Source organism: Janibacter sp. Y6 (assembly GCF_040900765.1).
Lineage (GTDB): Bacteria > Actinomycetota > Actinomycetes > Actinomycetales > Dermatophilaceae > Marihabitans > Marihabitans melonis.
The window spans coordinates 28,881-40,154 of record NZ_JAKLYZ010000002.1 but is presented as its reverse complement, the minus strand read 5'-3'; the positions used below and the strand labels follow the sequence as shown (position 1 = coordinate 40,154).

13 protein-coding genes and 1 tRNA gene are annotated in these 11,274 nt (G+C 69.5%); 8 read left to right on the top strand and 6 right to left on the bottom strand.

Annotated elements, in window-relative coordinates:
• Nucleotides 1-8: 8 nt before the first annotated feature.
• Both L6241_RS05095 and L6241_RS05090 read right to left on the bottom strand, forming a co-directional pair.
• On the bottom strand, nt 9-521 hold the full coding sequence (locus L6241_RS05095) for an N-acetyltransferase family protein (protein ID WP_368245198.1): 513 nt from the start codon (nt 519-521) through the stop codon (nt 9-11).
• Complete coding sequence (locus L6241_RS05090; protein ID WP_368245197.1) at nt 518-1,306, bottom strand: GntR family transcriptional regulator; 789 nt, start codon at nt 1,304-1,306, stop codon at nt 518-520. The genes L6241_RS05095 and L6241_RS05090 overlap by 4 nt, the downstream gene beginning before the upstream one ends.
• A gap of 106 nt (nt 1,307-1,412) precedes the next feature.
• On the opposite strand from L6241_RS05090, the gene L6241_RS05085 reads away from it, so the two are divergent.
• The 7 genes from L6241_RS05085 to xerC all read left to right on the top strand — a co-directional run bounded on the left by L6241_RS05085 (nt 1,413) and on the right by xerC (nt 6,704).
• Nucleotides 1,413-1,850: a plasmid replication, integration and excision activator gene (locus L6241_RS05085; RefSeq protein WP_368245196.1), complete on the top strand. Its 438-nt coding sequence runs from the start codon at nt 1,413-1,415 to the stop codon at nt 1,848-1,850.
• Between the two features lie 92 nt (nt 1,851-1,942).
• On the top strand, nt 1,943-3,283 hold the full coding sequence (locus L6241_RS05080; protein ID WP_368245195.1) for a hypothetical protein: 1,341 nt from the start codon (nt 1,943-1,945) through the stop codon (nt 3,281-3,283).
• Entirely contained in the window at nt 3,270-3,527 is a 258-nt protein-coding gene (locus tag L6241_RS05075) for a WhiB family transcriptional regulator (RefSeq protein WP_265230629.1), read from the top strand. The genes L6241_RS05080 and L6241_RS05075 overlap by 14 nt, the downstream gene beginning before the upstream one ends.
• Complete coding sequence (locus tag L6241_RS05070) at nt 3,524-3,787, top strand: hypothetical protein (protein WP_368245194.1); 264 nt, start codon at nt 3,524-3,526, stop codon at nt 3,785-3,787. Before L6241_RS05075 ends, L6241_RS05070 begins: the two co-directional genes overlap by 4 nt.
• The gene (locus L6241_RS05065; protein WP_368245193.1) at nt 3,787-5,259 is read left to right on the top strand and encodes a replication initiator; all 1,473 of its coding nucleotides are present in this window, start codon (nt 3,787-3,789) and stop codon (nt 5,257-5,259) included. Before L6241_RS05070 ends, L6241_RS05065 begins: the two co-directional genes overlap by 1 nt.
• A 35-nt stretch (nt 5,260-5,294) precedes the next feature.
• Entirely contained in the window at nt 5,295-5,480 is a 186-nt protein-coding gene (locus tag L6241_RS05060) for a helix-turn-helix transcriptional regulator (RefSeq protein WP_368245192.1), read from the top strand.
• 57 nt (nt 5,481-5,537) lie between these two features.
• Entirely contained in the window at nt 5,538-6,704 is a 1,167-nt protein-coding gene (gene xerC / locus L6241_RS05055) for a tyrosine recombinase XerC (RefSeq protein ID WP_368245190.1), read from the top strand.
• Between the two features lie 20 nt (nt 6,705-6,724).
• Here the strand turns inward: xerC and L6241_RS05050 are convergent.
• The 4 genes from L6241_RS05050 to L6241_RS05035 all read right to left on the bottom strand — a co-directional run bounded on the left by L6241_RS05050 (nt 6,725) and on the right by L6241_RS05035 (nt 9,034).
• Nucleotides 6,725-6,797: transfer RNA gene (locus L6241_RS05050), tRNA-Thr, on the bottom strand.
• Between the two features lie 66 nt (nt 6,798-6,863).
• Nucleotides 6,864-7,859, bottom strand: coding sequence for a cation diffusion facilitator family transporter (locus tag L6241_RS05045; protein WP_368245189.1), 996 nt, complete (start codon nt 7,857-7,859; stop codon nt 6,864-6,866).
• The gene (locus L6241_RS05040; RefSeq protein ID WP_368245187.1) at nt 7,856-8,317 is read right to left on the bottom strand and encodes a transporter substrate-binding domain-containing protein; all 462 of its coding nucleotides are present in this window, start codon (nt 8,315-8,317) and stop codon (nt 7,856-7,858) included. Before L6241_RS05040 ends, L6241_RS05045 begins: the two co-directional genes overlap by 4 nt.
• 3 nt (nt 8,318-8,320) lie before the next feature.
• Nucleotides 8,321-9,034 carry a response regulator transcription factor gene (locus L6241_RS05035; protein ID WP_224766850.1) on the bottom strand — a complete coding sequence of 238 codons (714 nt, stop codon included), beginning with the start codon at nt 9,032-9,034 and terminating at the stop codon, nt 8,321-8,323.
• Between the two features lie 147 nt (nt 9,035-9,181).
• Between L6241_RS05035 and L6241_RS05030 the strand changes: the two genes are divergently transcribed.
• Entirely contained in the window at nt 9,182-11,266 is a 2,085-nt protein-coding gene (locus L6241_RS05030; protein ID WP_368245186.1) for a catalase, read from the top strand.
• Nucleotides 11,267-11,274: the final 8 nt, after the last annotated feature.

Below are 11,274 nucleotides of genomic sequence, written 5' to 3'. Positions count from 1 at the left end.
GTTAGCGGCTAGCCTGGCCAACAAAAGGCTAGTGCTTTAACGCGGCTCCCTTGGGTGATGACGTGGTCTAACTCGCCGAGAAAGCGCCAACCGGATGAGCGGTATAGCTGGATGGCATTTCTATCTTTGGACATTACATCAAGCACTACCGCTAGGTCATCACGACGCGCTCGGTCCAAAGCTGCGTCCAGAAGACATCTTGCCGCAGAGCGGCCTCGCGCTGTCGGGGACACGAAAAGACGGGCCAGGGTGGCAATGCGCGATGGCGGGACGCCCTGCTGCTCAGTGAGTAATCTTGGCGCTCCGTCTCCAAGATCAGGCCGCTTCAGTGCCACGTGGCCAACGGGCTGCCCTTCCAGCAGAGCGGTCCACTGGCCTAGCGCCTTCGGCAGGTCGACCCATGCCCGGGCGTCATCAACACCTTCGACTGGATACCCATCGGTCGCGTGGACCTGAAGCAGAATATCGGCCAGGGCGTCAAGGTCAGCCGGAATAGTTGGGCGAATCTCGATATCGCTCATTCGTCCACCTTCATCGTGTAGTCGAGGCCCGAGTAATCAGCGCGCATGATGAACTGCGTCACCTCAAACGGCTTGCGGTCTTGGTCCAGGCCAGTGTGCAGAACGACGAGGACCGGAACTCCTTCGGGCAGCCGCAGCCCGTCAACCTCATCGAGCGTTGGCATACGGGCTGTGACTTCCTCACGGGTATAAGTGATCTCGTGCCCCAGTTCGGCGAAGCGGGCATAGAGGTCGCCTTTGCCGAGGTTGTCGCCTTCCCCGAGCTCCGTTCCGCCCGCGATGCTCCACGGCACGTAGGTGACGCCAATCTGCATCGGCTCGTCGTCTGCGAAATACCAGTTCTCCCGCCGCACCACGCTCGCCTCGGTAGGGCTGACGTTCAGGCGCTCAGCGATCTCAGGTGATGGCACTACACGGCCAATCTCCTTCAGGAAGGCGTTCGGCACTCGACCCTGGGCGGCTACCTCAGCGTGGAACGGAGACAGGCCCGTCTCTTCGCGCAGTCTCCGGGAGTAGCGCCACTGGCCGAACCGCATCAGCCGCGGCTTGGTCCGCACGAAGACGCCCTTGCCGTGGTGTGCGGTCACGAGCCCCGCCTCGGCTAGTTGCCGCACGGCCTCGCGGGCGGTGTTGCGAGCAACCCCGTGGTCTGCAGCCAGCACGCGCTCAGAGGGCAGCCGGTCGCCTGGCTCGTACTCCCCCGACTCGATGGCAGCACGCAACGCGGCCGCCACCTGACGACTCGCCGTGCCCGCCCCTTGGGCCGACACCTTCTTCTCACTCATATCCACAGTGTAGGCCCCTGGCTTAAGCCACCTGTTGACACTGGCTTGAGCCAGTTGTAGCGTCGTCGCACTGGCTTAAGCCAGCACCAATCAAGAGGAGCAAATCATGGCGATGCAACGTCGGTTCCCGGTCGGTCACGCGGACGTCTTCCCCGCGGGTGCGTTCTTGAAGGGGGGTGTGGAGCCGGTGGCGGACTTCGATGCGGACAAGCGGCCGGATGGTTCGCGGCCGCAGCAGTTGGATAAGGACTCGGGCCTGCCGTTGTGGCAGGTGACGGTCCTGGACGCGGACGAGGAGGCCGGCAAGAAGGAGACGGCTCTGTCGATCAAGATCGCGGCGAAGGTGCAGCCGGTTCCTCCGGACAACGGGACGCCGTTCCCGTGGACTCCGGTGGAGTTCGTGGGGCTGACGGCTCTGCCCTACGTCGATGACAACGGGGTGCGTCCTCGGTTGGCGTGGTCCTTCCGGGCGGAGGGGATGACTGCTCCGGGCAAGGGGGCGAAGCCCTCGGTCTCGGGTCGCTCGGAGTCGGCGGCTGCGTGATGCGTGCCGTGAGGGTTCGTCGTCTGGTCCGTGGGGGTGTCCTCGCGGTCCAGGCGGCTGGCCCGGTCCTGTGGCGGCTGCTGGCGGTGTGCGTGGCGCTGCTCGGTGCGGGCTGGTTCGCTGGTCGCGCCCCTGAGCGGACGTTATGGGGGCTGCCGACCGATCCGTCTGACACCTCGTGGGTCGCGGCCTTCGGGTCGCAGCTCCAGATGCTCGGGGCCGTGGTGGGCGTGGCTGCGCTGCTCGTCTTCATCGCGGCCTTCGTGGTCGCGCTGCGGTACCCAAATCAGGTCGTGGCGTGGTTCTACCGGCGCTATGTGCGTGGAGACTTCGCGCATGTCGCTCGGGCGGCTGGCCTGTCGAAGGAGATTCAGACCAAGGACGGTCGCGGGTGGGTCGATCCGGCGTTGCTGGGTGTGACCTCGTGCGGTGGTGTGGTCGTGGCTCGCATCCGGGCTCGCCGGGGGCAGTCGTCGTCGGAGATCGCTGCGGTGGCGGAGAAGTTCGCGGCTGACTTCGGTGCTGCGAGTTTTCGTGTCTCGACGCCTTCGGCTGCGGTCGCGGTGCTGCGGTTGACGATGGGTGACGCGCTGGCGGGTGCGACGACGGCGAGGATTCCTGCGGATCGTGCGCCGGGTGCGGCCCTGGAGCCGGTGGAGGTCGGTCGGGAGGAGTCGGGCGACCCGTGGCGGCTGTCGCTGGTGGGTCGGCACACGCTGGTCGCGGGTCGGTCGGGCTCGGGGAAGGGCTCGATCCTGTGGGGCTCGGTGGCTTCCTTGGGTCCGTGGATCAGGCAGGACACGGTGCGGGTGCACGGCGTGGACCTCAAGCGTGGCGTGGAGATCGCGATGGGCGACGGGCTGATGTATCGCACGGCGTATAAGCCGGAGCAGGCCGTGGAGGTGCTGCGGGATCTGCTGGCGATCATCGATGAGCGTGCGGTCCGCATGGTCGGGCAGTCGCGGCTTCATGAGCCGATGCCGGGTGATCCGCTGCACGTCTTGGTCATTGACGAGCTGGCGGCGTTGACGGCCTATGCGGATGCCGGGGTGAAGAAGGAGGGCAATCGCCTGCTGTCGGAGATCTTGACGCAGGGCCGGGCGATGGGGGTTGTCGTCGTCGCTTTCGTGCAGGACCCGAAGAAGGAGACGGTCCCGATGCGGGGGCTCTTCACGCAGACGGTGGCGCTGCGTCTCCAGAGCGTCGAGGAGGTGCAGATGGTCCTTGGGTCGGGTCTGAGTGATGAGGCTCCGGCCCATCGCATCCCGGATGACATGCGGGGTGCTGGCTATCTCGTCACGGAGGAGGGCGAGGTGGCGCGGGTGCGGGCGCACTTCTGGCCGGACTCGCTCATCAAGGCCACAGCGGCGCACTACCCGGCGGCGAAGCGCTGGGAGTCATCTCGGGAAGGGGTTCGTCATGATGCCGAATGAGCGCTCTCGCGCTGCCACGCGGACGTTGGCAACGCTCAATCTCCACGGGGCGTGCGTGCGCCATCCGCACCCGGATTGGTGGTTTCCGGAGCGTGGCCGCGACGACACGGACAAGGCGCTGGAGGTGTGCGCCTCGTGCCCGGTGCGGGCGATGTGCCTGGACTACGCGCAGACGTGGGACGACCAGGGCGTGTGGGGCGGCACGTTGGATCACGAGCGGTTCGGGCTGGGTGAGACGGCATGAGCTGGATGCTGGCGGCGGCTCCGTCTGAGGTGCTCCCCCTTCGCTCGTCGTTGGGTCGGGGTGCGGCGGTCGCGTGCGATGAGTGCGGGGTGGTCTTCGTGCGGCGCTTCGATGCGCGGACGATCTTCCCGACGACCTCGGACGCCATCGCGGCGGCGACGACGTTTTGTGAGGGCTGGGCCTATGTGATCGGCAATGGCCGCGATCACCTCGTGTGTCTCGACTGCGTGTGTGCGAGTGGCGCGGCAGGCGAGTTCTGATGGTTGACCGCAGCGCCCCCTTCGGGTTCCCCGGCTACAGCGACGATGCGCCGCTGGATCTGGGGAGCCTCGGGGCGGCTGCTCGGCAGGGCGTGGTGGATCGCCTCGTGGGCGGCACCTTCGATGCCTGGGCGGATGCTGCGGCGCGGGTGGGTCATTGCGCGCACCCGATCCGGCTGGTCGGGTCCTCTCGTCGCGTCGACCGGGCCACGGGTGAGGTGTTGAGCAGCTATTCGTCTGCTCACGAGCCCTTCGGGGTGACCTATGTGCGGTGCGGCAATCGGCGGGCGAGTGTGTGCCCGGCCTGCTCGCGGATCTATGCGCGGGACACCTTCGAGATGATCCGGGCCGGTGTGGTCGGGGGCAAGAGCGTGCCGGAGGAGGTCAGCGGTAATCCGTTGGTCTTCCTGACGTTGACGGCTCCGTCCTTCGGTCCGGTGCATGCGGCGAAGGGGGGCCAGCGGTGCCGTCCTCGTGATGGGCGCGGGGTGTGCGAGCACGGTCGTCCGGTGGCGTGTTGGCGGGCTCACGAGGACGGTGACCTCGACGTGGGGACGCCGATCTGCTCGGACTGCTACGACTACGTGGGGCACGCGATCTGGCAGTGGTGGGCTCCGGAGTTGTGGCGGCGGTTCACGATCGCGGCGCGTCGGGTCATCGCGCGTGCGCTGGGTGTGCCGGACTCTCGGCTGCGGGAGGTGGCGACCTTGCAGTACGCGAAGGTCGCGGAGTACCAGGCGCGGGGCGTGGTGCACTTCCATGCGTTGGTGCGTCTCGATGGGCCGAAGACGCTAGAGGGGTATGCGGCTGCGCCTGCGGCGGTCTCGGCTGGGGTGTTGGCGGGGCTCCTCGAGGATGCGGTGGCGCGGGTCCACTTCGATGCTCCGTCGTGCGGTGGTCAGGGTGGCGGTCGGCTGCGGTTCGGCGCTCAGGTCGATGCCCGGACGGTGACCGGCTCGCGGGGCGATGATCCGGACGCCCCGCTCGTGGGTGAGCAGGTCGCTGGCTATCTGGCGAAGTACGCGACCAAGGCCGCGTCGGACACGACCGATCCGCGAAGGGAGTCGGCCCACTACCGGCGTCTGCGGGCGACTCTGGATGACCTCGCGGACCAGCGCACGGCCGGCGATGACTACGAGCTGCTGGGCAAGTGGGTGCACATGCTCGGCTTCCGGGGGCACTTCTCCAGCAAGTCGCGCAAGTACTCGATCACGCTCGGGGCTTTGCGTCGGGCGCGGCAGCGGTGGCAGCGGATCGCCTCCGACTGTGCTCGGGAGGGGCGTGAGGTGCCGGTCCTCGACTTCGCGGACCTGATCGCGGATGACGAGGAGGAGACGACCCTCGTCGTGGGCTCCTGGAGCTACGTGGGCACCGGGTGGGACAACGACGGTGACACGGCGCTGGCTCTGGCGGCTGCGGACCGTGCTCGGGCCTACGACCAGTGGCGTGCCGAGAAGGCACGGGCGAACTGAGAAGACACGACAGACAAGGGAGAGAAGGGATTCAGATGTGCAATCGACATGACCCGCTGTGGACGGTGCAGGACGTCGCGACGTTCCTCGGGGTGCCCGTGGGGGCGCTCTACGACTGGCGGTGCCAGGGCGAGGGACCTCCGGCGTTGAAGATCGGTCGTCGCCTGCGCTACCGGGAGAGCGACGTCTTCGAGTGGCTCGACGAGCAGACGGCAGCGTGAGCCGTGGGACGGCAGGGGTTGGCTCCGGGCGAGTGGGGTGCCATCTCGACGGTGCGCGTGGCCACGGACTCCGGGGCGGCGTACAAGGCTCGGGCGTGGTTCCGGGGCTTCGACGGTCGCAAGCGTCGGGTGGAGCGGTGGGGGTCGTCGCAGGCGGCGGCTCAACGGGCACTCACGACGGCTCTGGAGGATGCGGCCACGACCGGCGTCGGTGGGCTGACGGCTCGGGACACCTTGGACGAGGCGGTGCGGCAGTGGTTGGCCGACCTCGACCAGCTCGTGCGGATGGGTGAGCGGTCGCCGGGGACGGTGCAGACCTATCGCTACCAGTGGCAGCGACACGTCTCCCCCGCGTTGGGCAACCTGCGGTTGGGTGAGGTGACGACGCCCATCGTGGACCGCTTCCTCGTGGACCTGCACGAGCGGGTCGGGTCGGCCACCTCGCGCACGTCGCGGGCGGTGATCTCCGGTGCGATGGGTCGGGCGGTGCGTGAGGGTGCGGTGCGGTTCAACCCGACTCGTGAGGTGCGTCGGCTCAGTGCTGGCCCTCGTCGTCGGCCGCGTGCGTTGACCGAGCAGGAGCGGGCGGCGTGGTTCCTGGCCGTGACCCGTGATCCTCGGGCCGTCGAGCACGACCTGCCGGACCTGTGCGCCTTCATGCTGGCGACGGGTCTGCGGATCGGTGAGGTCGTCGCGGTGCTGTGGTCGGAGATCGACCTGGAGGCCGGCACGGTCGCGGTGACCTCGACCCTCATCCGGGTGACGGGTCAAGGCTTGATCCGCAAGCCCACGAAGTCGGCGGCCGGGCAACGGCTCCTCCCCCTTCCACAGTGGTGCGTGGCGATGCTGCGGCGGCGCGCTGAGATCGGGGTCGGGCCGGAGGAGCCGGTCTTCGGCACGGTCGACGGTGGCTTCCGGGAGCCGCGCACGGTGAGTCGGTGGCTCTACGAGGTGCGCCTCGACAGTGATCTGGAGTGGGTGACGTCGCACGCCTGGCGCAAGACGACGGCGAGCATCCTCGACGGGTCCGGGGTCACTGCGCGGATCATCGCGGACCAGCTCGGCCACTCGCGGGTGTCGATGACGCAGGACGTCTACCTGGGCCGTGGGGAGCAAGATCCTCGGGTGCTGGCGGCGCTCGAAGCGGCCGACCCTCGGCCCCCTTCGCCGGGCCAAAGTGGAGGCGAAAGTGGAGGCTTCGGCCTTCCGGAGGGTGGGGAGTGAGGTGTTTCCCTTGATTTCAGAGCTGGCGAAGGGACTCGAACCCTCAACCACCTGTTTACAAGACAGGTGCGCTGCCAGTTGCGCCACGCCAGCGGCGGCGGCCGGGGCCGCCCTGCGCCCCGCGCGGGACGCGGCCACGATGCTACGGCAGGGGAGGGGTCACCCCTTCGCCCGTGCTCGACGGTCGAGCTCCTCGGGGATCTCGCGGACGGGCACGACGACGACGTCGTCGACCTTCCAGTCCAGCGCCCGGGCGACCTGCGCGGCGTGCTCGAGGTCGCCGAGGTCTGGGGTGTGGCCGGCGTGCGGCACGACGAAGCTCTCGACGTGGAAGACGTGGCCCATGTCGCGCACGCGGCTGCCGCTGCGACGCACCCAGGCGATCTCCTCGAGCGCCTCGTCGACCTGGCGGGTCAGCGGGTGCGGCTGCGAGCCCTCGACCGTGCGGGCCTGCGAGTCGACGAGCGCCCCGGAGGCGTGCCGGACGTTGGTCCACCCGTCGCGGATGATCGAGAAGGAGATGGCGATGGCGACGACCGCGTCGGCCCACCACAGCCCGAGACCGATGCCGAGCACGCCTACGACCGTCCCGGCGGCGGTGCGCCAGTCGGCCTTCTGCATGTCGGCGTCGGCGTAGAGGACCCGGTCGTGCAGCGCGTCGGCGAGCGGCATCTTCATCCGTCCGAGGATCACCGGGCCGACACCCGTGTAGACCATGGCGGCGATCATCACCCAGCCCGCCCACACCGCGTGACCGAAGATCTCGACGGTGGCGACCGGGGGGTGCTCGGCCTTGATCAGCCCCATCGCGGAGTCGACGGCGAGGTAGGTGCCGGTGCCGAGCAGGGCGACGGCTGCGGCGAGATGGCCGGCGCCGACGGCGCGGTGGTAGCCGTACGGGTGGTCGGGGTCGACCGGGCGGCGGGCCCGGCGCTGGGCGAGGAGGAAGGCGATCGGCGGGATGAAGGCGAGGAGGTCCTCGACCCATGCCGTCTTCATCGCCTGCGAGCTGCCCATCGCGAGGTAGACGACGGCGACGGCGGTCGTCATGAAGGCGATGGTCACCCACTCGAGGTGGACCGCGCGCGTCAGGGCCCGGCGCTGCTCGTCGGGCAGCTGGGTGCGCCCGAAGGACAGAGCCCCCTCGGTGCTCATGGCGCCCTCCCGTGGTCGTCGAGCCAGCGCTCGAGCGAGGACTGCAGGGCGTTCTCGCCGGCCGGCACGGCCATGACGTGCGCGTGCGTGCCGTCCGGCCCGGAGACCTCGACGTAGGGACGGGTCATCCCGACCTTCGAGCTCCAGGCGCTCTTGTCGGTGAGCCCGCCGACGACGACGTCGACGTCGCCGCGCTCGAGGGCGGCCACGAGCGCCTCCTCGCCGTCGACCCGCCAGGTGGGGCGGGCGCCGAGCGACTCGGCCCACGCGGTGACGAGCTCGACCTCGGAGCCGGTCGGGGGGTCGGTCGTGCCGTCGGTCCACGGCGGGTGGTGCGAGACCCCGACCCTCAGCTCGCCGGTGGAGCGGACCTGCTCCAGGGTGCCGTCGGGGTCGCGAGGGATGCTCGCGCAGCCGGTGAGCAGCGCGAGGACGAGCAGCAGAGCCGCCGCACGCATCGCTCAGCCAGACGTCTGGCCGTCGTCGACGACGAAGGAGGTGCGGGCGCCGTCGCCGTCACGGGCGATGAGACGCAGCTGGTCGCGGTGGAAGCCGTGGTCGATGCCCCACAGCACGGCCTGGCTGCGCGAGGAGACGCCCATCGTCCGGTAGGCGGCGCGGATGTAGGACTTCACCGAGTTGATGCTCAGGTAGCACTGCTTGGCGATCTCCTGGTTGCTCAGCCCCTCGGTGACGAGCGCGATGACCTCGGACTGGCGCGGGGTCAGGCCCTGCTCCTGCCCGGGCCAGCCGGCCGCGCGGGGCTCGACGTCCGTCGCGGCCTGCGGGGTGAGCAGGGTCTCGCCGGCGCAGATCCGGCGCAGCGCGGAGACGAGCTCCTGGGCGCTCATCGACTTCGAGAGCACGCCGGACAGGCCGCGGTCGCGCGCCGCGGCGATGACCTCGGGCCCGGCGGCCCAGGTGTAGAGCACGGTGTGCCCGACCTTGTCGTCGGAGACGATCGTGTCGAGCTTGCGGGGGGCGTTCGACGGCGCGGCGAAGGCGTCGTACAGCGCGATGTCGACGGGCTGCGACAGCGGCATGTCGCAGTCCAGCTCGACGACGCGGATCTCGTCGGCGAAGGGGGCGAGCATGGCCGCGACGCCGTGGACGACGACCTCGTAGTCGTTGAGGACAGACAGGCGGATGGGCCCGCTGGGACCGGCTTCGTGCATGGGCCCAAAATAGCCCGTCCGATGCTCACTGCCGAGTCCGCGCATACACCCCAAGGGGGGTGTCTGCTCCCGCGTCCCGCGGGAGGCCTGCGTGCTTGTGTCGAGGGACGGCGCGAGACCTCGCGCCGACCCGACCGGGAAGCAGTCATGGCAGCCAAGAACACCTCCGAGGACGTCCGCGGGGCCGGCGACGAGCTCCACCAGCGCAGCGGCGGCGACAGCCCCCCGCTGACGACCGCTCACGGCGTGCCCGTCGAGGACGACCAGAACTCCCTTCGCGCCGGTGACCGGGGCCCGACCCTGCTCGAGGACGCGCACTTCCGCGAGAAGATCTTCCACTTCGACCACGAGCGCATCCCCGAGCGCGTGGTCCACGCCCGCGGCTACGGCGCCCACGGCGTCTTCGAGGCCTACGAGTCGCTCGCCGACATCACCCGGGCGAGCGTCTTCGCGCAGGCCGGCAAGAAGACCGAGGTCTTCGTGCGCTTCTCGACGGTCGCGGGCAACCTCGGCTCCTTCGACCTCGCGCGCGACGTCCGCGGCTTCGCGACGAAGTTCTACACCGACGAGGGCAACTGGGACCTCGTCGGCAACAACATCCCCGTCTTCTTCATCCAGGACGCGCTGAAGTTCCCCGACCTCGTCCACTCCGTCAAGGAGGAGCCGGACCGCGGATTCCCGCAGGCGCAGTCGGCGCACGACACCTTCTGGGACTTCGCCTCGCTCATGCCCGAGTCGACCCACATGACCCTGTGGCAGATGTCGGACCGCGCGATCCCGCGCTCCTTCCGCACGATGCAGGGCTTCGGCGTGCACACCTTCCGCTTCGTCACCGCCGAGGGCAAGAGCTCCTTCGTGAAGTTCCACTGGACCCCGCTGCAGGGCATGCAGTCGGTCGTGTGGGACGAGGCGGTGAAGATCAACGGCGCCGACCCCGACTTCCACCGGCGCGACCTCTACGACGCCATCGAGTCCGGTGACTTCCCCCAGTGGGAGCTCGGCGTGCAGGTCTTCGACGACGACTTCGCCGACTCCTTCGACTTCGACGTGCTCGACGCGACGAAGATCATCCCCGAGGAGGTCCTGCCGGTCCGCCCGATCGGCCGGATGACCCTGGACCGCACGGTGACCAACGTCTTCGCGGAGACCGAGCAGGTCGCCTTCATGACGCAGAACGTGCCGCCGGGCATCGACTTCAGCGACGACCCGCTGCTCCAGGGGCGCAACTTCTCCTACCTCGACACCCAGCTCAAGCGGCTCGGCAGCACGAATTTCAGCCAGCTGCCGGTCAACGCGCCGCGCTGCCCCGTCGCGCACTTCCAGCGCGACGGCCACATGCAGACCTCGCTGCAGCCGGGGCGCGCGACCTACGAGCCGAACTCCTTCAGCGGCGCCGAGCGCGGTCCGCGCGAGGCCGGCGCCGAGGGCCACGTGCCCGTGCCGGAGCGCGTCGAGGGCACGACCCGGCGCATCCGCAGCGAGTCCTTCGCCGACCACTACAGCCAGGCGCGGCAGTTCTGGGTGAGCCAGACCCCGGTCGAGCAGGACCACATCGTCGCGGCCTACGTCTTCGAGCTCGGCAAGTGCGAGATCGAGGCCATCCGCTCACGGATGGTCGCCAACCTGCGCAACGTCGACGAGGAGCTCGCCGGCCGGGTCGCGAAGGGCCTGGCCCTCGACCTGCCGGAGGCCAGCCCCGCCGCGGTCGAGACCCGCACCGACCTCGACCCCTCGCCGGCGCTGAGCATCCTGGCCAACGCCCCGGAGACCTTCGCCGGGCGCAAGCTGGGGCTGCTCCTCGGCGAGGGCGCGGACGCCGGCACCGTGGCCGCCGTCGAGAAGTCGGTCACCGACGCGGGCGGCATGGTCGAGGTCATCGCGATCGCCGTGGGGGGCACGACCCTCTCCGACGGTCGCCGCATCCCCGCGGACCAGGCGATCGCCGGGGCCCCCTCGGTGCTCTACGACGCCGTCGCGATCATCGCCGGCGATGCCGGCGGCGCGGCGCTCGCCGACGAGCCGGCCGCCCGTGACTTCGTCACCGACGCCTTCACCCACTTCAAGGTCATCGGGCTCGGGGGAGCGACGAGCACGCTCGTCGCCGCCGCCGGTCTCGACGGCAAGGTCGACGCCGACGACGCCGTCCTCACGGTGTCCGGCGCGGACGACGCGCAGACCTTCATCACCCGGTGCGCGGGACCCCGCCACTGGGACCGGGCCATCACGGCCTGACGAGAGGA